General features: G+C 49.2%; 22 protein-coding genes. 1 reads left to right on the forward strand and 21 read right to left on the reverse strand.

Annotation, left to right across the window (positions count from 1 at the left end; all coding sequences use genetic code 11):
- Positions 1-13: 13 nt before the first annotated feature.
- The 18 genes from B1H56_RS04960 to gdhA all read right to left on the reverse strand — a co-directional run bounded on the left by B1H56_RS04960 (position 14) and on the right by gdhA (position 15,261).
- On the reverse strand, positions 14-928 hold the full coding sequence (locus B1H56_RS04960) for a dihydroorotate dehydrogenase (RefSeq protein WP_066518302.1): 915 nt from the start codon (positions 926-928) through the stop codon (positions 14-16).
- On the reverse strand, positions 921-1,697 hold the full coding sequence (locus B1H56_RS04965; RefSeq protein WP_066518301.1) for a dihydroorotate dehydrogenase electron transfer subunit: 777 nt from the start codon (positions 1,695-1,697) through the stop codon (positions 921-923). Before B1H56_RS04965 ends, B1H56_RS04960 begins: the two co-directional genes overlap by 8 nt.
- On the reverse strand, positions 1,694-2,758 hold the full coding sequence (locus tag B1H56_RS04970; RefSeq protein WP_066518300.1) for a carbamoyl phosphate synthase small subunit: 1,065 nt from the start codon (positions 2,756-2,758) through the stop codon (positions 1,694-1,696). The genes B1H56_RS04965 and B1H56_RS04970 overlap by 4 nt, the downstream gene beginning before the upstream one ends.
- A 14-nt stretch (positions 2,759-2,772) precedes the next feature.
- Complete coding sequence (pyrF, locus tag B1H56_RS04975; protein WP_066518298.1) at positions 2,773-3,705, reverse strand: orotidine-5'-phosphate decarboxylase; 933 nt, start codon at positions 3,703-3,705, stop codon at positions 2,773-2,775.
- A complete protein-coding gene (locus tag B1H56_RS04980; protein WP_066518297.1) occupies positions 3,686-4,966 on the reverse strand; it encodes a dihydroorotase in 1,281 nt (426 codons plus the stop codon). The genes pyrF and B1H56_RS04980 overlap by 20 nt, the downstream gene beginning before the upstream one ends.
- A gap of 49 nt (positions 4,967-5,015) precedes the next feature.
- Positions 5,016-6,335, reverse strand: coding sequence for a uracil-xanthine permease family protein (locus tag B1H56_RS04985; protein ID WP_066518295.1), 1,320 nt, complete (start codon positions 6,333-6,335; stop codon positions 5,016-5,018).
- A 99-nt stretch (positions 6,336-6,434) separates the two neighbouring features.
- Positions 6,435-6,989, reverse strand: coding sequence for a bifunctional pyr operon transcriptional regulator/uracil phosphoribosyltransferase PyrR (pyrR, locus tag B1H56_RS04990; protein WP_066519242.1), 555 nt, complete (start codon positions 6,987-6,989; stop codon positions 6,435-6,437).
- A gap of 168 nt (positions 6,990-7,157) precedes the next feature.
- Positions 7,158-8,069 (reverse strand): RluA family pseudouridine synthase, encoded by a 912-nt coding sequence (locus B1H56_RS04995; RefSeq protein ID WP_066518294.1) that lies wholly within the window; start codon positions 8,067-8,069, stop codon positions 7,158-7,160.
- On the reverse strand, positions 8,044-8,538 hold the full coding sequence (gene lspA / locus B1H56_RS05000; RefSeq protein WP_066518293.1) for a signal peptidase II: 495 nt from the start codon (positions 8,536-8,538) through the stop codon (positions 8,044-8,046). Before lspA ends, B1H56_RS04995 begins: the two co-directional genes overlap by 26 nt.
- Before the next feature lie 98 nt (positions 8,539-8,636).
- The gene (locus tag B1H56_RS05005) at positions 8,637-9,311 is read right to left on the reverse strand and encodes a DivIVA domain-containing protein (protein WP_066518291.1); all 675 of its coding nucleotides are present in this window, start codon (positions 9,309-9,311) and stop codon (positions 8,637-8,639) included.
- A gap of 25 nt (positions 9,312-9,336) precedes the next feature.
- Positions 9,337-9,846, reverse strand: coding sequence for a cell division protein SepF (locus B1H56_RS05010; RefSeq protein ID WP_066739922.1), 510 nt, complete (start codon positions 9,844-9,846; stop codon positions 9,337-9,339).
- A gap of 16 nt (positions 9,847-9,862) precedes the next feature.
- Positions 9,863-10,549 carry a YggS family pyridoxal phosphate-dependent enzyme gene (locus B1H56_RS05015; protein WP_066518288.1) on the reverse strand — a complete coding sequence of 229 codons (687 nt, stop codon included), beginning with the start codon at positions 10,547-10,549 and terminating at the stop codon, positions 9,863-9,865.
- A gap of 4 nt (positions 10,550-10,553) precedes the next feature.
- Positions 10,554-11,732, reverse strand: a complete 1,179-nt coding sequence (locus B1H56_RS05020) for a biotin/lipoyl attachment domain-containing protein (RefSeq protein WP_066518285.1) — start codon at positions 11,730-11,732, stop codon at positions 10,554-10,556.
- Between the two features lie 82 nt (positions 11,733-11,814).
- Positions 11,815-12,204, reverse strand: coding sequence for an ATP-binding protein (locus tag B1H56_RS05025; protein ID WP_066518281.1), 390 nt, complete (start codon positions 12,202-12,204; stop codon positions 11,815-11,817).
- 134 nt (positions 12,205-12,338) lie between these two features.
- Positions 12,339-13,082 carry a sigma-70 family RNA polymerase sigma factor gene (locus B1H56_RS05030; protein ID WP_066739900.1) on the reverse strand — a complete coding sequence of 248 codons (744 nt, stop codon included), beginning with the start codon at positions 13,080-13,082 and terminating at the stop codon, positions 12,339-12,341.
- Positions 13,083-13,097: 15 nt separating this feature from the next.
- On the reverse strand, positions 13,098-13,484 hold the full coding sequence (locus B1H56_RS05035; protein WP_066518278.1) for an ATP-binding protein: 387 nt from the start codon (positions 13,482-13,484) through the stop codon (positions 13,098-13,100).
- Entirely contained in the window at positions 13,484-13,801 is a 318-nt protein-coding gene (locus tag B1H56_RS05040) for an STAS domain-containing protein (protein WP_066739899.1), read from the reverse strand. Before B1H56_RS05040 ends, B1H56_RS05035 begins: the two co-directional genes overlap by 1 nt.
- 125 nt (positions 13,802-13,926) lie before the next feature.
- On the reverse strand, positions 13,927-15,261 hold the full coding sequence (gene gdhA, locus B1H56_RS05045) for an NADP-specific glutamate dehydrogenase (RefSeq protein WP_066518271.1): 1,335 nt from the start codon (positions 15,259-15,261) through the stop codon (positions 13,927-13,929).
- 361 nt (positions 15,262-15,622) lie between these two features.
- Here gdhA and B1H56_RS05050 point away from each other — a divergent pair, with 361 nt between their 5' ends.
- Positions 15,623-16,849, forward strand: coding sequence for an AI-2E family transporter (locus tag B1H56_RS05050; protein ID WP_066518261.1), 1,227 nt, complete (start codon positions 15,623-15,625; stop codon positions 16,847-16,849).
- A 66-nt stretch (positions 16,850-16,915) separates the two neighbouring features.
- On the opposite strand, the gene B1H56_RS05055 is transcribed toward B1H56_RS05050, so the two are convergent.
- The 3 genes from B1H56_RS05055 to lgt are packed head-to-tail and all read right to left on the reverse strand — an operon-like array spanning position 16,916 to position 20,937.
- On the reverse strand, positions 16,916-18,568 hold the full coding sequence (locus B1H56_RS05055; RefSeq protein ID WP_066518258.1) for an outer membrane protein assembly factor BamB family protein: 1,653 nt from the start codon (positions 18,566-18,568) through the stop codon (positions 16,916-16,918).
- A 28-nt stretch (positions 18,569-18,596) separates the two neighbouring features.
- On the reverse strand, positions 18,597-20,042 hold the full coding sequence (locus tag B1H56_RS05060; protein WP_066519234.1) for a nicotinate phosphoribosyltransferase: 1,446 nt from the start codon (positions 20,040-20,042) through the stop codon (positions 18,597-18,599).
- A 40-nt stretch (positions 20,043-20,082) separates the two neighbouring features.
- Positions 20,083-20,937 carry a prolipoprotein diacylglyceryl transferase gene (gene lgt / locus B1H56_RS05065; RefSeq protein WP_066518252.1) on the reverse strand — a complete coding sequence of 285 codons (855 nt, stop codon included), beginning with the start codon at positions 20,935-20,937 and terminating at the stop codon, positions 20,083-20,085.
- Between the last annotated feature and the right edge of the window lie 5 nt (positions 20,938-20,942).

Genomic DNA, 20,942 nt, shown 5'->3' on the forward strand with positions numbered 1-20,942 from the left:
CAAGATACCCTCCTCATTCTATATTCAGCGAACCGGCCAGCTCGCAGATCCGCTCCAATCCGGCCTTTCCAGCAAACCGTTCCAGCTCAAAGCCGATCTCTTCCGCCGCCGAAGGATTACGCATCGTCGCCGTCCCTACCATCACGGCGTCTGCCCCGGCGATCATAAATTCCGCGGCGTCCTCTCCCGTCATGATACCGCCCATACCAATAATCGGCAGCCCCAGATTCGCCCTATAAACTTCCCAAACCATCCGCAGGGCCACAGGCTTTATTGCCGGCCCTGAAAGCCCTCCTGTCACATTGGCAAGAACCGGCTTCCTTGTAGCCGCATTAACCGCCATCCCAGTGATGGTATTAATCAGGGACAGTGCATCCGCGCCGCCATCCGCAGCCGCCTTTGCCATGTCCGCAATATGGGTCACATTGGGTGTTAATTTCACGATTAGAGGTTTCTTGGAAATTTTTTTCACTTCCTCTACCACCCTGCGCAGCGTCCTTTCGTCCGTTCCAAAATTCACGCCGCCATGTTTCACGTTGGGACAGGAAACATTGACCTCAAAAAGATCGATTGCCGTGTCGTTCAGGCGTTCCGCAACATAGATGTAATCTTCCACGCATGCGCCGGCAATATTGGCAATTTTCACGGTATCGATATCCTTTATGCGGGGCCACGCCGTCCGCAGAAATTCATCGACGCCAGGGTTCTGGAGCCCAACCGAATTCAGGATGCCGCTCGCCGTCTCCGCGATACGCACAGGAGGATTCCCCATACGCGGTTCCCGCGTCAGCGCTTTCAAGGTAAACGCCCCAAGCCGTGAGAGGTCCATATAAAGCCCGTATTCTTCAGCGAATCCAAATGTCCCCGATGCGGTAATAATGGGATTTTTCAGCTCTACACCCGCAATGTTTACGCGCATATCAGTCATAAAGCGAATCCACCTCCCTGATGTCGAAAACGGGGCCTTGCAGGCATACTTTCTTATATTGGCCGCCAACCTTGCATACGCATGTCGCACAGCCACCGGTTCCGCAGCCCATATGCTGTTCCAGGGAGACAAACGTGGGAATATCCCCTGCCGCCTTTGCAAGTGACTTAAAAAACACATGCGGTCCGCACGCAAGGATCACATCCGGCGGTCCGCTCTCTTCGAGTTCCGCACGCAACACATCGGTGCAGAAGCCCCGGGTGCAATAGCTGCCGTCGTCGGTTGTGATATGCGTTTTTGCAAACAATTCAAAATCATGCGCTTCATAAACGTATTCCCGGTTTCGGTATCCCAGAAACGCGGTATATTCCCGGTCCGGATATTTACAGTAAAGCGATTTTAAGGGCGCGATCCCGATCCCGCCGCCAACCAGCCACACCTTTTTCATGTTGTCCGCAAGCTGGAATCCATTCCCCAGCGGCATCAGTACATCGAGCGTATCTCCCGCGCGGACAAGCGAAAGAAGCTTCGTCCCCTTGCCAACAGTGTTATAGGCCAGGTGAACTTCCTTTTTTCCGAAATCTACATAGTTAATACTGATCGGCCTGCGCAGCAAAAGCTCTTTTGCATTCGGTATTTCAATGTGTGCAAACTGTCCTGGCCGGTAAAGCCGCAGGAAATCCTCTGTGCACGTAAGCTTCATCAGATAGGTATTCTGTGCAATCAGGTCGTTTGCGAGAACCTGCTCGGTAAAATGTTTTTTAATCATGACCTTCTCTTCCTGTCAATGAGCTCGATGAATTCGTCGAACAGGTAGGCCGTATCTTCCGGCCCAGGCGCCGCTTCCGGATGGAATTGAACCGTAAACATCGGATAACCGATATATTTTACGCCTTCAATCGTCTGATCGTTCCAGTTTTTGTGCGAAACGACCGCGCATGCCGGGAGTGACCGGCTCATAATCGTATATCCGTGATTCTGCGAGGTAATATACACCTTGTTTTTCTGCATATCCTTCACGGGATGATTTGCTCCCCGGTGGCCGTATTTCAATTTTTCCGTATCCGCCCCCATGGCAAGCGCCACAAGCTGGTGGCCGAGACAAATGCCAAAAATCGGCAGCTTGCCGATCAGCTGCTTCAGATTTTCAATGATCTCCGTGTTCACCTTCGGGTCTCCCGGCCCGTTGGTCAGCATCAGGCCGTCAAAGCCGCCCGCAATGATTTCCTGCGGGTTGGTCCGGGCCGGGAACACCGTAAGTGCACACCCGCGTTTTTCAAGGCTGCGAAGGATATTGCGTTTCAGTCCAAAATCGAGCACCGCCACCTTACGCTCTCCCGTGCAATACTGGTATTTCTCCGCACAGGTCGTCTCGTCGACCGGGCGCTCCACCTCAAACACCTTCATTTCCTCGATCTGGTGAACGGACGGAGGCACCTGCGTAATGATGCCGTGCATCGTCCCCTTATCGCGCAGCTTCCGCGTCAATTCGCGCGTATCGATGCCCGCAAGACCAACGATATCATAGCGCTCCAAATATTCCTGCAGGGTTTCCCGGCAATTCCAGTTGGAAGGCTCTTTACAAAGCTCACGCATGACGAACGCGCGTACCTGCGGCCCCGAAGACTCCGAGATCGTTTCATCGATCCCGTAATTCCCGATCATCGGATAAGTCATCGTTACAATTTGTCCGCAATAGGAAGGATCGGTCAGGACCTCCTGATATCCTGTCATGCCCGTATTGAATACGACCTCTCCCATAATATCAACTTTTGCTCCAAAGGCTTCCCCTTTGAATATCGTTCCGTCTTCCAGTGTCAGATACGCCATTGTCTTATGCTCCCTTATTCGTCGTATGAAATTCCATTTTTGTCAAAAGTATCGAGGATGTCGCGCTGCATTGCAAGTGTCGCTTCCCGCGCCGCCTTATCGAAGGGCATCTTCACATAGGCTTCATTGCGATAAGCGGTCAGTATCGCACGCGAATTGTTAACGATTCCGCCAAGACCCTTTTGGTCAAAATTCGGCAGCAGTCCTTCCGCACTGCCTCCCTGCGCCCCATATCCCGGAATAAGCACAAAAATATGCGGATGCGTCTCCCGGATACGTGCCGCCTGCTGCGGATACGTCGCCCCGATCACCGCTCCTACGGAAGAATAACCATAGGTCCCGATACACTCTTTTCCCCATTCCTGTACATAATCCGCCATGCGGTTATAAATCGTTTTATGCTCGAATTCAAGGTCCTGTATCTCTCCCGAACTCTTGTTAGAGGTTTTTACCAATACGAAAATTCCCTTGTCATATTTTTTGCAGTCTTCCACAAACGGAGCGATCCCATCCGTTCCAAGATAGCCGTTCACCGTCGCAAAATCCGCATTGAATACCGCAAGCTCCTCTTCCCCAATCTTCGTCCTGCCGATGTATGCGCTCGAATACGCCGTAGCCGTCGCACCGATATCGTTGCGCTTTACGTCCGCGATCACAATGAGTCCCGCGTTTTTCGCATAACGGATCGTATCGCGGAACGCCTTCACCCCCTCGCAGCCGTACATCTCGTAATAGGCCGCCTGCACCTTCACGGCCGGTACGATGTCCGCGATTGCATCCACCAGTGCACAGTTATACTGGAATATATTATTCGCCGCATAGGTAAGAGCGTCCGTCGAGAATTCATGGGACAGAAACTCCTGCGGAATATAATCAAACTTTGTATCGAGTCCCACGCAAATCGGGCTCTTTTTTTCTATAATCTGCTCAATCAGCTTGTCTATCATAGGTAAACTTCCCCTTCCTGATCGTATAGCATACGCGTCCCTTCAGTTCCATTCCCAGGAACGGGCTGTTTTTCGCTTTTGAGACGATCATGTCTTTATTATACACGAATTTCTCATTCATGTCGCATATCGCGATATCTGCGGGCCCATTTTTTTTGAGCTCGCCCCCTGCGGTCTTCAGCAGCTCATGCGGCCGCTTGGAGAGCAGCCGGGCAATATCCGTAAGCCCGATCACCCCCGTGTCAAGCAGATTGGTCACGGTAAGCGGGAACGCCGTTTCAAAGCCAATCATCCCGAAGGGTGCTTTCTCGATCTCCTGTGCCTTTTCCTCTTCGTTGTGGGGCGCATGATCGGTCGCGATCACGTCAATCGTCCCGTCGGCGATTCCTTCCCGCACAGCCAGCATATCCCCCGTCTCCCGAAGCGGTGGATTTACCTTTGCGTTTGGGTCCCTGTCCAATATTTTTTCATCCGTAATAGAAAAATAATGGGGACCTGTTTCGCATGTCACGGGCACGCCGTTCGCTTTTGCCCGCCGCACAAGCTCTACGCTGCCCGCCGTAGATACATGGCAAATATGGATCGGCGCCTCCAGCTTCTCCGCATAAAAAATATCCCGGGCAGTCATGGTCTCTTCAACAGCGCGCGGTATCCCGGCAATCCCCGCTTGGCGCGCATTTTCCCCGTCATGCACCACGCCGTTCCCGCGCTTGGCCAAATCTTCCTCGTGCAGCATCAGCGGCACACGAAGCTCCTTTGCACGCTCCATTGCCGCAAGGATCATTTTATCCTCGGCAACAGGCATCCCGTCATCCGAAAAAGCCACCGCACCCGCCTTGAGAAGCCCCGCAAAATCGGTAAGCTCTTCCCCACGCATCCCACGCGTAATCGCGGCGACCGGCAATACTTCCGCATAGCCCGACTTCTCCGCCTTTTCAATGATATATCTTACAATTTCCGCGCTATCCGTTACCGGTTTCGTGTTCGGCATACAGCACACGGCGGTATAGCCGCCCGCCGCCGCCGCGCGTGTACCGGTCATAATGTCTTCCTTGTATACAAGCCCCGGATCGCGCAGATGACAATGCAGTTCGAGAAATCCGGGAAACGCTACAAGACCGGTCCCGTCGATCACGCGGTCCGCATCCCGTACAAGTCCCGTCCCCATTTCCACAATACGCTCCCCTTCAATGAGGATATCTGCTCCTTTTTGAATGCCGTCTGCATTTACGGCCATGATATTTTTAATAAATATCGACATAAAACTCCTTCATAGAACAGCGGGCGGGATATCCCGCCCGCTCCATAACCTAGATATTCTTCGGAAGTACGATGTTGAGAATAATTCCCGCAAGCGCGCTCAGGAAGATATTCGAGAGCGTAAACGATTCCGAAAATTGGATGCCGCCGGAAAGGCCAAGACCAATGACCAGCATCAAGGAAACGATAATCAGATTGCGGCTGTGCGTGAAATCAAGCTTTGCCTCCGCCAGTGTCCGCAGGCCAATCGTCGCAATCATACCAAAGAGCAGGATCGATACTCCACCCATAACCGCGCCCGGTATAGAGCCGAGGAACGCGGTAAATACGCCGAAGAAGCTGATAATGATAGCAAATACCGCGGCAATGCGCAGCGTGACCGGGTTATAGTTTTTGGTCACTGCCAAAACACCCGTATTCTCGCCATAGGTCGTATTTGCAGGGCCTCCGAGGAAACCGGCGACCATTGTCGCGATACCGTCGCCCATCAGGGTCCTGTGCAGTCCCGGATCTTCCAGAAAATTCTTTCCAACCACGGCGCCGTTTGTCGTGATATCGCCGATATGCTCCATAAAGGTCACGATCGCAATCGGCGCGATGATACTCACCGAGGTCAAAACGCCCGCAGGTTCCAATTCATGTGTCAGGAAGATGTTGAACGGCGGTACCTGGAATCCAAGATTCGCACCATTCTGGAATCCGGAAAAATCCACCTGCCCCATCAACGCGGCACAGATATATCCCACCGCGATGGCAATGATGATCGGCACCAGCTTAAAAAATCCCTTTGCAAAAATTGAGATGACCACCATCGTCACAACTACGATCAACGCAATCACCCAGCGCATCCATAAAATATCCGCGACGCCCTCGGCAGCTGGCGCGGTAATGATATTGTTGAATGCGGTCGGTGCGAGCGTAAGGCCGATTACCATAATCATCGGGCCCGTTACGACCGGCGGAAAAATCGACATCACGCGCTTTACGCCTACAAGCTTTACCACAAGCGCAAGAATCAGGTACAGTGCGCCCGCCGCCATGATGCCGATGGCCACATACGGCAGCGCCGCTTGGTAGGCCGGCGATGCAAGATACCCCTCCACCGACGGATCAACACCGCTGATCTGGGTCGCCACAATCACAATCACGCCGATAAATGCGAAGCTCGAACCAAGAAACACCGGCACCTTACCCTTTGTAACCAGGTGAAAAATCAGTGTGCCGATACCCGCGCAGCAGATTGCCACCGCAGGATTGAGCCCTGTGAGAAGGGGAACCAATACCGTCGCGCCAAACATGGCAAACAGGTGTTGGAACCCGAGAATCAGCTTTTTGCCGATTCCGCGTTGTTGGTCTAGTGAATTTTCCATATGATACCTCCCAATACAATATGAATAATGAATCCTTCTCCCCGCCGCTTCCTTTGGCAGCGGCAAGAGTATGAAAAAACCTTATCTGCATGATAAGGTTCAATCACCGTTTTTAAGGTCGCAAATATCGACGCTTTCCTCCCCGTCAAACTCCATGACCTTGACCGAAATGAGCTCATGTGCCGCCGTCGGTACATTTTTCCCGACAAAGTCAGCACGAATCGGGAGCTCGCGGTGTCCCCGGTCAACCAATACCGCAAACTTGATAAAGTTCGGCCGCCCCAGGTCCATGATCGCGTCCATTGCCGCACGCGCTGTCCGCCCCGTATAAAGCACGTCGTCGAACAGGACGATTTTTTTGCCGTTGACATCAAATACAAGGTTTGACGCTCCCACAACGGGCTGATCGGAGCCATGCGTAAGATCGTCACGGTAAAACGTGATATCCAGCGTGCCGATCGGGATCGTAACGCCTTCAAACTCATGGATATATCCAGCGATTCGTTGGGCAATGGTCACGCCGCGCCGGGCAATCCCAATAAAAACAAGGTCTTTCGCGCCCTCCGTATTTTCGATGATCTGGTGGGCAATGCGCTTCAGCGTGCGCTGCATCGTCTCTCCGTCCATAATCGTCGTTTTTCTGTTGCCTTCCATCCGTTTTCCCCCATCAAAAAAGCCTTCCCGCATCATTTCCGGACGCAGCAAGGCACACAAAAAACGAACTTTGATATGTCACCTTACGGCCTCTCAGCGGACCAGTTTAAAGGTATGGTTTTCTTCTTACTTAGTATAGCAAATTTTATTCCATGGTTCAATCTGTTTTTACATTTTTTTTAATTTTGCAAGCACTGCTGTGAAATATTCCGGCAAAGGTGCTTCAAATATCATTCTTTCACCTGTCCGCGGATGTGTCAGCTCCAGTTTTCTTGCGTGCAAAAGCTGGCCGCTAAGGCCAAAGCGATCCTTTTGCCTGCTGTATACCGGATCGCCGGCCACCGGATGCCCGATATGCTTCATATGAACGCGAATCTGGTGAGTCCGCCCCGTTTCCAGTTCGCATTCCACAAGGGTATATTCCCCATAGCGCTCAAGAATCCTGTAGCGCGTAACAGCCTCGCGCCCTCCTGCCTTCAGCACCGCCATTTTCTTCCGGTTTCGCGGGTCGCGTCCGATCAGCGTATCCACAACTCCGTCATTCGCCTTTATATTGCCATATACAAGCGCCCAATAGATACGCCTTGCTTTTTTGTCTGCGATCTGCTCGGAAAGCGCCTTGTGGGCTGCGTCATTCTTGGCAATCACCAAAAGTCCCGACGTATCCTTATCAAGCCTGTGAACAATCCCCGGACGCAGCTCCCCGTTGATCCCGGAGAGGTCTCCAATATGGTACAGGATTGCATTTACGAGGGTCCCGTCATAGTTTCCCGGCGCGGGATGCGTCACCATGCCCTGCGGTTTATTGATGACCGCGATATCACTATCCTGATAGACGATCTCGAGGGGAATATCCTGCGGTGCCACAGACGTCCCTTCCACCTCAGGAAGCCTGAGGACGATTTCGTCCCCTTCCTTTACCTTGGTGCCTGCTTTTGTCCTCTCTCCGTTGAGCGTAATGTGTTCCTGTTCGATCAAGCTCTTTAAAAAAGAACGCGAAAATTGCGGATATTCTTCCGCAAGATACGCGTCCAGCCGCTGATTTTTTGAAAACTTAACCTTGTTCCTTAGTATTGTCATCTTTTGTTTCCGTCTTTTTGTGCTTATCCCAGAACCACAGCACCCAAACGCCCAGCATCACCGCGCCGAACGTCACAAAACAGTCGGCGACATTAAAAACCGCGAAGTTTACGAACGAAAACTGCATCATATCCGTAACATAGCCCTGGACGATCCGGTCGATCAGGTTGCCGATTGCACCGCCCGCAATAAACGTCATGGCAATATTGAACAGCTTCGAGTTCGCCTGTTTCTTATATTTGAACAGAAGAAAAATAACAACAGCGGCCATCACGGCTGAAAGAAGTGCCAGTAGCCATGTCCCATTGCTGAACATGCTGAATGCCGCGCCCGTATTCTGCACATGCGTAAAATCCATAAAGCCCGGAATAAACGTCACGCTTCCGCCCACCGGAAGGTTTGCCACCGTAAAATATTTCGCGATCTGATCCCCGATCACGATCGCCGCGATTAACAGTACATAAATCATAATATGCGCTCCATTTTCTATAGTCAATGGGTATTATATCATATCCTGGGCAAAAAAAATACCGCCTGGGTAAAACAGGCGGCATCCGTAAATAGCGCTTATTCGTCGATAATTTCATTGACGATCTCTTGAAGGTTTGCGGTGCTCTGCTTAAAGTCATGCTCCGTCTCTTCCTTCGACTGTTTGAGGATTTCGTTCAAATGAATTGATGTATTCTGTGAATCGTTATCGATATCAGCCATCTGGCTTGTCAAACTGCTGATCGACCGGCTGATCTCCGTTGCCTGATGCTTTAAAACTTCTTCGTCATCCAGTTTGGATTCCACAAACGCCATCTGCTCATCCAGGAACAGGCGGAACCGCTTTTTATAATCCGCGACCTGCTTCTCATAACGGCGTATCTCCTGCTTGGCCGCCTCCATACGAAGCTGCGTGCTCTCAATGACGGTTTTTGCGTTCTGATTCGCAACGTCCATAATTTTCTGGGCTTGCAATTCAGCCTTTTCAATATATAGCGTTGCATTTCTCTGCGCCGTAATTACCGTGGCCATCAGTTTTTCTTCCACATTCTCAAGTTTGTCCGCTTTTTGCTTCAGACGTGCGACCTCGGATTTCAGCTCTTCATTTTTTGCAATGATATTTTCATTTTCTTCCAGCAGGGATTCAAACTGCTTAATAATTTCGTCCAGGAATTCATCAACCTGCTCCTGGTCGTAGCCATTGAACTTTTTAGAAAATTCTTTTTCCAGTATATCCTTGGGTGTGATATTCATCGGTTTACCTCAATTACTATTTGGTTCAGTCCCGCTCCAGATAACCGCCAAAGCCAAAATCATCAACCGATTCTGCGGCATTCGTAGAAACGTCGACATTATATGGCGCTACCACAAAGATGTTCCTTGCCGCTTTCCGGATATTTCCATTGAGCGCATAAACTGCGCCGCTCACGAAGTCAAGGATGCGCTGTGCGACATCGGTATCAAGCTCGTCGAGATTGATGATAATCGGCTTCTTTTCCTTCAGGTTATCGATAATGCTTTGGGTGTCTTCGTAAGAAACCGGCTTATAAATCAATACGCGCACCTTGCTGGTATCCGGGATCCCGACTACCTTGCCCGTATCGCCTCTATGCTCTCTGGCTTTCTTTGCAAATTTCTTTTCTTCCACCGGGGCTGGCTCATAATCGTCCGGCGGGAAGCTCATATCGTCATCCATCATATCCTGATCCTCATATTCTTCTTCATATTCTTCTTCATCCGTCGGTTCCAGTCCGATGAAAGAAAGCAATTTGTCTCCGATCTTAGCCATGCATCAAGCCTCCTACTTATTTATAAATTCTGCTGCCGAAAATGGCCGTACCTACACGCACCATGTTCGATCCTTCCAGAATCGCGTCCTCATAATCATTGGACATTCCCATTGAAAGATATTGAAATCCGGGAAACTCCTTTTTCTTCGCATCATACAACGCTTTTGCCTGTGCGAAAATCTTCCGCAAATACATCCTGTCGTCCGTATAAGGCGCTACGGTCATAAAGCCCTTCAAGCGAATCCGGTCGAAATCTGCAATCTGATCTAAAAAGACATCCACCTGCTCTAAATATAAACCGGATTTGCTCTCCTCTTTCGCAATATTTAATTCAATAAGCACATCGAGATAAGCATTTTTCTTCAAGCATTCCTTCTGCAATTCCTGCGCCAGCGAAAGACGGTCCAGCGAATGTAATAACGCTACTCCATTATTAATTATATACTTAACTTTATTCGTTTGCAACTGCCCAATCAGGTTCCATTCAATATCTTTGGGCAGGACCTCACTTTTTTTCAGAAATTCCTGCACACGGTTCTCTCCGAAGCATCTCAACCCTTCACGATAGGCCGCTTCCACCATGTCCGCATCCACGGTTTTCGATACGGCGACAAGACTGATCTCCTCCTGTTTCCGTCCGGCCCGCTGCGCGGCAGACGCAATATTTTCCCGTACTTTTGCAATATTTTCCGCAAGTCCCATCCATTTACACCTCAACATGCTGACGTTCGGCCAGAAGGCTGTCTGCCTCTGCCGGAGTTACGATCGCGTTTCCGTCCTTAATGATATCCACCGTAACAGGAACAAACGTTTTTTCACGCCCCACCACAACGTTTACTCCCGTAACTCCATCCTTCTCCTTCAACGCTTTTTCCGGAACCTTAAGCCCGGTAAATTGAGTAAACACTCTCGTGTCCGCCCTGCGCACATTCAAAAGCTCTCCAATATCATCCGATATCTCAATCACATAAAGATAATCGTTTTCTTCTTTTACTGTCCCCGATACAACGCCCTGATATTGCCGTTCGACATAATCGTTAAAGGCAATCGAAAATTCGCGGTCGTTGGTAAATTCAGGAATCTCCTCCTCAGAGCGAATGACCAGATACCATTTGTAGCTGTTTACCAACCGATAGGCGGGCTGTTCCGTTTCCTCACCCTGCGTCTCCTGGCTGCCCGTGGTGCCATTGAGGATGTCGAGGATATCCGAAGATTTGATGTTTTCAATATTCGCTGCGTTCAGCACATCCTCCGCGCCGTCAAAATAATAGCTCACTACCCCGGCCGTCGGCGCCGTCAGCTGCTGCCTCCAATTGTTCACACGTCCCTGTATTTCCTCTTCTTGCGTATAAAAATCCTGCAGTTGTTGGTCCGGATTCACATTCTCTTTCAGGTAATTCTGCTTACTCGCCATCAGGGATTTCAGTTCGCGTTCGGCCGTTACAACATCCCCCTCTGCCGTGCCGTTTATAATACCGCGGAGTTCCGCTGCTTTTGCCGTGATCTCATTTTGCAGATTGGCCAAGTCCTCGGACTGAAAAACATTTTCCTGATATTGCTCGATTTTTGTCTGGTAATCAATCAGGTCATTCATGACCTTTTCATTATACCCCCATTTATAGACTTCCATAACGGGGGCTTCCGCTTCCACACGTTCTCCCTCCGAAACAATATAATTGGCCTTCCCATAATTTTGTGCAAAAACGACTTGTTCGTCCCTCACTACAACGGCAGCGGCCTCCGCCTCAAAGGGAATGGTCCCCTGCTCCACCTCCGCCGTCTGAATATTGAAAACAAAAAAGAGAACGACAACTGCAACCACTGCGATAGCGCCAATAAATAGGTAAAATTTGGTGTTTGCACGTCTTCTCCGTTTTAATGCCATATTATGCGATCCTTCTTCAAATCGTCTCGATACTACCACATTCGGTAGCTACAGGCATATTATACCACAATTTGATGAATTATCATAGCTTTAATGTCACATCTACAGTATTTCCGTTTTCACTGTAATGGAAGCTGTCGGTCATCATCTTCACAAGATAAACGCCGCGGCCGTTTTCATGCATAAGGAGTTCCCCGGACGTTACGTTGCGCGCTACCACAGGCCCCGTTTCAAATCCGCTTCCATTGTCTGCGAGCACAATGTGCAGCCTGTCCTTCCCATATTCCGCCTGAAGCTTCACTTCATTCGCATCGGAATATTTAAATATATTGACTACCAGCTCGCTCAACACAAGGCGAATCCGGTACATTTGCTCATCATCGAGCTTTTTTTCCCGTTCAACTCCTCTGATGACCGAACGAATCGCTTCATTTAATTCATTCAGACTGAACAACCTTTTACTTACCAACAAAATTCCATACCCCTAATGCTTTTTCTAAGGTATTCATACCCTTTAAAAAAAGCAAGTAACGAAACAAATGTAAATTAATTTTGAACACAGCCTCACGAATCCGCCGTACTGTCTCACAGCGGGCATCCATTTGCCTATTTTTTATATACCATCGCCAACTTGTTGAGGATTTTTCTCTCCATGCGCGATACCTGCATCTGCGAAACATTCAACATATCCGCGACCTGTTTCTGCGTTTTGTTCCCAAGGTAACGCTGCTCGATGATCTTTTTTTCCGTATCATTCAAAAGACTCATACAGTAATTGATAAAATCATGGTTTTCAACATGCTCGAAGCTCGCATCTTCCTGGCCGAGAACATTTCCGAGGGAAAAATTTTCACTGTCCGCCGCAAGCGCGCTGTCAAGCGATAGAATATTATCGGCCTGCTGCATTTCAAGCACTTCGAGCACGCGTTCCACAGAAAGGTCCATCTCCTCCGCAATTTCCCGCGGCGACGGCTTTTTCCCATTGCGCGCCATATATTCCTGCGTATACAGCTTGATCTTTTTCAGCTGCTCCGTATCCCGCCGCGGAAGACGCATTACCCTCGACGAATCCCTGAAATAGTTTTTGATCTCGCCAATCAGGGATGGAGTTGCATAACTGGAAAATTTAATTTCCCGTTCCGGCTCAAAACGCTCGATCGCCTTTACAAGCGCAAGACTCGCAACCTGAAAAAGGTCTTCATAATCTACTCCCCGGCCCGCAAATTTTTTTGCGGCGATTTCTGCGATATACAAATACCGCTCAATCAATATATTCCTGATGTCTACATCATGATTTTTTACATATAGCTTAAACAGCTCGTCGCTGTCCATTTTCGTATAATCCGCCACTGAAAAACTCCTCGTTTACGCCATCGGCTTTTTACCGAAGGAAACCGCCTTCAGCATTCCGTCTTCTTCTTCAAACACCGCATCGTCGCTTAGGGACTGGATCATCAGCTTACTGATCTCTTCACTGAAACCCGTGCATTCAGTACATTCTTCGCATACGATCTGCCGCCCTTCCCCGCGCACCGTAACAGATACGTGGTCGCCGCAGTCCACTACGATTTCCAGTGTTTCGCTTTTTTGTCTGCATAAGAATAAAATACAAGACTCCGCAACGCATGTTTTCAAATCTTCAATTTCATCGACGTCATACGCGCTGTTGCACGCAATTCCCGCCACAGCAAGTCGAATTGCCTTCAAATACTCCCGTTTTGCCGGGAACTGCATCTTTACCGTATCAGCCATTATTCAGCCACCTCAATTTTAAAAACGTTTGTAAGGCCAGTTACATCAAAAATTTTAAACAGATAGGGCTTCAGATCCCTGATTTCCATCGTGCCGCCATATTCTTTTACTTTTTTCAAAATACTGACGAGAACGCCGAGCCCTGTGGAATCAATGTACCGGAGTTCACCGCATCCTATCGAAACATCCGTTTTGTGTCCCTCGATCGCCTCGTCCATTCTACGCTTAAACTCGCTTACGCTGTTCAGATCGAGGTCTCCGTTCAAAGTCACTAAAATTTTGTTTTTCTGGTCATCGAAATTCACTTGAATATCCAAAACTACACCTCCGAGATAATAGATCATTTCTGTACCTGTTATTGATAAACATCGATCTGTTTCATTAAACAAAAAAACAGGGGAATTTGAACTCCCCTGTTTTGTGTTTTGGATTTTTTGATCTGTCAGACAATACCCTGCGCCATCATAGCGTTTGCCACTTTCTTAAAGCCTGCAATATTCGCGCCGGCGACGAAGTTATCCTTGAAACCATATTCCTCGCTCGCCGCTTCGCACTGCTTATAGATATTGATCATGATCTGATGCAGCTTTTCGTCCACTTCTTCAAACGTCCACGGAAGACGCATGCTGTTCTGCGTCATCTCGAGCGCCGACGTTGCAACGCCGCCCGCATTGGCCGCCTTGCCGGGCGCAAACAGAACGCCGGAAGATTGGAACACATTCGTTCCTTCAATCGTCGTTGGCATGTTTGCACCTTCGCCGACCGCATAGACCCCGTTCTTTACAAGAATTTGAGCGGATTCCTCATCGATCTCATTCTGCGTCGCACACGGAAGTGCGATATCGCACTTGATCGTCCATATTCCCTTGCAGCCCTCATGATATTCCGCGCCCTTCACAATGTCGGCATATTCCTTGATCCGGCCGCGGCGCACTTCCTTGATCTCCTTGACGACGTCAAGCTGAATGCCGTTCGGATCGTACACATATCCGGACGAATCGGAGAGCGCGATGACCTTCGCGCCATACTGCTGCGCTTTTTCCGTTGCATAGATCGCAACATTGCCGGAACCGGAAACAACGACCTTCGCATCCCGGAAAGATTTCCCTTTTGCTTCGATTACTTCTTTCATAAAATAGACAAGACCGTATCCCGTCGCTTCTTTTCGTGCGAGGCTGCCGCCATATTCAAGGCCCTTCCCGGTCAGGATGCCGCTGTATTCGTTCCTGATCTTTTTGTACATCCCGAACAGGTAACCGATTTCACGTGCTCCTACGCCGATATCGCCTGCCGGAACGTCCGTATCGGCTCCGATATGGCGGTAAAGTTCCGCCATGAAAGCCTGGCAGAAGCGCATTATTTCATTGTCGCTCTTTCCCTTAGGATCAAAATCACAGCCGCCTTTACCGCCGCCGATCGGCGTACCTGTAAGGCTGTTTTTGAACACCTGTTCAAATCCGAGGAATTTAATGATGCCGAGGTTTACGGACGGATGGAAACGCAGGCCTCCCTTATACGGCCCGATTGCGCTGTTGAACTGGACGCGCATACCACGGTTTACATGCACGGCGCCGCTGTCGTCCACCCACGGCACGCGGAACATAACAACCCGCTCCGGTTCGACAAGCCGTTCCAAAAGCGCGGCCTTTTCATATTCCGGATGTTTTTCAAATACCGGCGCAAGCGTTCCGAGCACTTCGGTAACTGCCTGTATAAACTCCGGTTGATCTGCATTCTTTTCTTTTACCTGGCTTAATACATTTTGTACATAAGACATTTTACAAACCTCCATTGCTTTGCTTTTTCTTTAATCATTACTTTGACATTATATCAGTAATAAAATTCAAAAACAAGAGATTCCATGCGATTTATAGCGTTTATTTTTCTGTTTTTTGCAATTTTTCATTTTTTTCTTTCAAATTTTGTTGCATTTTGTAACAATCTTGCGTTTCCAGGTTCAATTTGTTACAATAAAACAGATTTAAATCGTTATATTGGTAGGGACCAATAAATTGCGGAGGCAGCACTGCTTATGGCGGTGTTGCTTTTGTATTTCCGTAAAAATTCCCCACCATTTATTCATTGTCATGCCCGTCCTCCATAGTGTATAATGAAAACAATTCCTATGGAGAGTAAGTATGAAGGTAGAATGGAATAAAAAATATACGACCATTGCTGTTTATACTGTTATTGTGGCGGCGATCGTTACAATGATTGTTTTATTTTTCCTGAACCTCCAGTTTTTCGGCAATGCGGTTGCGGCTTTTTTCACGATACTGATGCCTTTCATCGTCGGCTTTTGTATTGCCTACCTCTTGGTCCGTCCATGCCGCTTTGTGGAAAATCACTGGTTTGCTTTCATCGAGCGAAAGCGCCCTCATCCACGCGTGCGCCGCTCCCTCGCTATTCTCACGGTTATCCTAATTGCGTTCGCGATCTTTGCATTGCTGGTTTATTTCATCATCCCGCAGGTAGTTGCCAGCCTGACAATGTTGTTCAATAACATTCCCATGTACCTCGACCAGCTTCAGGAATCCGTGGTCGGCTTGCTCCAGTCATGGAATCTGTATACGCCTGAGGTCGCGGACCAGATCGCCAACCTGCGCAGCACTGTACTCGACCTCACATCCTTTTTTGACAAACTGATGGGCAGCCTGCCCGGTATGATTACGAGCGTGGGCACCGGATTATTCAACTTCTTTGTCGGTCTGATCGTCAGTATTTATGTCGTTTTTGCCCGCGAGAAATTTAAGCGGCAAGCTAAAAAATTGACCTATGCACTTTTTACACCAGGCTTCGCGGACCGATTCCTCGATGTGCTTCGGTATTCCAACAACGTATTTCTGGGATTTATCAACGGCACCTTGATCGATGCTGCCTTCGTCGGGATCACTACCTTCATTTTTATGACGGTTTGCCAGCTCCCCTATGCCTTGCTTATTGCGGTCATTATCGGCTGCACGAATATCATTCCATTTTTCGGACCATTTCTGGGCGCCATCCCGAGTGCTGTCATTCTATTGATCGTAGATCCGTTATATGCCCTCGCATTCGTTATTTTTATCCTCATTCTGCAGCAGATCGACGGAAACGTCGTAATGCCAAAAATTGTGGGACTCAATATCGGTATGTCCGCCTTTTGGGTACTGTTTGCACTGATCCTGTTTGGCGGTTTATTCGGATTCTGGGGAATGCTCCTCGGGGTTCCGGTCTTTACAATCATCTATTCTTTGATTAAGACCTGTATCAACCGCTCATTGGAAAAGAAGGGCATCTCTCCCGAGAAGTATAATTCTCCGGAAGATGTAACCAGGAAGCGCTCCAAACGCAAAAGAAAAAAGGCAGCCGCTGAAAGGGAGCGGTGAAATCAAAAACCGACAGGGCAAACTGCCGGTTTTTGGTTGCTTATTAAATAGATAAGGGAATATATCTCACGAAATTTTTACTCCAACAATCTCCTGTCCTCTTGTGCCCACAACAAGCATATCGTTAAAGACAGCTGGCGACGCTTCAATATTCGCCCCGAAATTCAAACGGGAAAGCAGCGTCCCCTTGCGGGCATCCAGCAGATCCATATCGCCCTCTGAATTGCACACGACAATATATGCGTTTCCGTCCGGATCGTAAATATCCACTGGCGAACTCCATACGTATCTGCCCGTATGGTATCTCCACACCTCTTCCCCGGTCTTTTTGTCAAGCGCGACAAGAATCCCCGCGCGAACCTGCGGAGTACGCGCGACCGGAAAAATGACAAGGTCGGAGATGCTGTGCTTTCCGCTCACGCACGTTGCCTGCACGCCGCCTGAGATACCCGCGACCGTATTGCACAGGTAGGTATGCTTCCATACATATTCGCCCGTAATTGCATTGATCTTAAATATCGGTACATCTCCAAGCTTCAGCCTGGGGCTTGCCGTCCAGTGCAGCGAGGTAGCAATATAAAGATAAGGAACGCCTTCTTCCACGCTGAAGACGGGCGAACCATTCGTATCATCCACCACATCCTGTGCCCATATAATCTTCATAGTATTGATATCAATGCACATCAGGTTACCGCCGTTGTCCGCGATATAAAGATAATTGTCCCACATCACGCCGCTGTCTTCCATTCCCAGCCAATAGTTCTGTTCACTGGAGCGGTAGGTTTTATAACGTAGTTTTACGGTCTCTGAAGGATCGATCGAAAGTTCGCCCGTCTCACGATTGAATTTCGTGTTCAGTTTCATTGTATAAAGAATGCCATTTTCCCCAGGCGCAATCAGTGTATCCGCCGCTTCAGCCACTAACACGGAGCTGTCGTAGCCATGAAATTTCCGCAGCGCGAAAGGATCGTTAGCGCCAAATTCGTATAGCTTTTTACAGTTAATCAGATTGTAAATAAAGCCGCGTGCCGGCTCGTCGCCGCAGGAATCCCCCGGCCCCAGGTATAACATCGGGATACCGCGCGGATCAAGTGCTCCCGCTCCCTTGAAGGGCAGGCCTACAAAAAGATCATCGCGCGTCTTTTCACCATCCTCAATATCGATGAAATAGACATTCCCGTCCATCGTCGAATAAATCGCCTCCGTAAGGCCCTCTTTCTCCTTTTTATGCGGATAGATATTCATAAGCTTGCGAAGCTCCGGAGTCCATCGCACGATAAGCGGCTGCCCTGTCCACCCGCTTCCCGTCCAATAACCCTTTCCATAGCCCTTTTGCAGTCTTCCAGTGGAAACCGACCATTTCTTTTCCAGTTTTTTCGGCCGTGAAGGAAGTTCTCCGAAAGCCGCTCCGCTCCTCAGGTTATCCCCACGGAAGGTAACGATACCTTCCATTTTTGTATAGTCTTCCCCCGGCTGAAAAGCGATTGTCTCCAGCCGCTGGTATTCTGCCTGAATCTTTCCATTCACTTCAAGATTGCATTCAATCCCCAGGTCATCCTGTGTCGTTCCCTTTACAGGATGGGGCTTGTCTTCCGGGCCGGTCTGCTCCAGAGCTTCATAGCGGTAAACTTTATCAAACCGCCGGAATATCCGCAGGAAAAAAAGCACGACCGTATCCAGCGCCATCATAAATATCCGAAACCAACGACTTGTTTTCATTTATTGTTCTCCCTCGATACAAACCAGTTTATTTCTGCTCATTCAACAGTTTTTTCTTCAGGTTGTAAAGCTCGTCCGATAAATCCACCTTGTAAAGATGCGGACGTTTAATCCTTTTGAACTCATCCCAAAAACTCGCCATATCCTTTTTGGCATATTCTTGGATTTCTTTCAGGGAAGGCGATTCATAAACCTGCTTTCCGTCCACGAATACCGGCACCAGCAAATCCCGAAGCTCATAATCTGTAAGCGTCATTTTCTTCCACGTCTCAATCGGATCGAAAATTGTAAGGGGTTTGTGAGTATCTATCGTTTCATTCTCGAGCATAATCAAATCGGCAATCGCCATATGGTCTTTTCTGCTATAGATACGTACCACCTTCTTGATACCGGGATTGGTAATCTTCCATACATTTTCACTGACTTTGAGCTTGGGAACAATCTGTCCGTTTTCCACATTTGCGCTCAGCTTATATACCCCTCCCAGCGCGGGATGGTCGTGACCGGTAATCAGCCGGGTCCCTACGCCCCAAACATCAATTTTGGCTCCCTGCTGTTTGAGGTCCGCAATGGTATATTCATCAAGATCGCTCGATGCGAAAATCCGTGCATTGGTAAATCCCGCATCATCGAGCATTTTACGAGCCTGCTTTGAAAGATAGGCCAAGTCCCCAGAATCGAGGCGTACGCCCACCGGTTCATATCCCTTTTCCCGCAGTTCCTTGAAGACGGTAATCGCATTAGGGATACCGCTTTTAAGCGTATCGTAAGTATCCACAAGGAGCATGCAGCCCGAGGGGAACGTATTGGCATAGGCGCGGAATGCGGAAAGCTCGTCCGGGAAGCTCATTACCCAGCTGTGCGCATGCGTGCCCGCCGCCGTCGCGCCGAACATTTGCGCCGTAAGCACGTTTGATGTGGAGGTGCAGCCGCCGATGATCGCTGCGCGCGCGCCGTAGATACCGGCATCCGGGCCCTGTGCGCGCCGCAGGCCGAATTCAAGTACCGGATCTCCCTGCGCCGCATACACCACCCGGCTTGCTTTGGTGGCGATCAGAGTCTGGTGGTTGACAAGGTTCAGCAACGCGGTCTCCACAAGCTGCGCTTCGCTGATCGGCGCTCTCACACGCACCAGCGGTTCCATTGGAAACACTACAGTCCCCTCCGGAATCGCATAAATTTCTCCCGTAAAGCGGAATCCCCGCAAATAGTCCATGAATTCCTCATCAAACAGGTTCAACGATCTCAGGTAATTGATGTCTTCTTCCTCAAACCTTAAGTTGTTGATAAGCTCGATCACCTGTTCGAGGCCTGCGCATACTGCATAATTGGTCTCGTCTCCCTGACGGCGGAAAAAGAGATCGTATACCGCTTTCTCGTTGTGCTTCCCCGCTTTAAAATATCCATACATCATGGTGAGCTGATACAGGTCCGTCATCATCGTTAAATTTCTCACAACACACACCTCTTGCATCAAAATTTAAGGGCGGAAAAATCCGCCCAGTTTAATCTTCCTATGCTTCCGCCTTCTTAAAATCCTTGCAATACCGTCCCTCGTAAAGCACATCCGGCTTATTCCGCTTGCGCATTACAAGAATATATACGATGCCAATAATCACCAGAATCAACGAAAGGAACTGCGACACCGGCATCCCAAAACTCGTCTGCAGGGTGGATATGCGAATCCCTTCGATCCAGAAACGGCCAATGCCGTACCCAATCAGATACATTGCAAAAACGTTTCCGTCATGCTTTGCCCTTCGTGCATAAACAAGGAGCAGGACCATCACGCCAATATCCCACATGCTCTCATAGAAAAACGTCGCCTGTACCCACTGATCGATCACCCATTCCGTACCGGTAAAGCGCTCCTGAATATACACCGCATAGGGGAAAAACTGCAAATTCGGATCCGTAACAATATTGCCGAACGCTTCCTGATTGACAAAATTTCCCCAGCGCCCGATGGCCTGTCCAAGGACGAGCCCCGGTGCGCAGATATCGAGCAGTCTGCCCAAGGGAAATTTCCGCCACCTCGACAAAATAAGCGCTGCTATTACACCACCGATAATCGCCCCGTAAATCGCAATCCCGCCGTTCCATATGGCAACGATCTCCTCGGGATGCTGGGAATAATAATCCCATTCAAACGCGACGTAGTAGATACGCGCCCCCACAATTGCCAGCGGAAGTGCCAGAATCATAAAATCGACCAGCAATTCCGAAGTATAGCCGCGGCGCTTTGCTTCATATACCGCCAGAAGCACACCCGCGACAATGCCCACAGCAATCAGTATTCCATACCAGGCAATATCCAGCCCTTCGATCCCAAATAAATTGTGAATCGCTATCTTATCCGGAGCACCCATTTCAA

It is taken from the genome of Christensenella minuta, assembly GCF_003628755.1.
Lineage (GTDB): Bacteria > Bacillota > Clostridia > Christensenellales > Christensenellaceae > Christensenella > Christensenella minuta.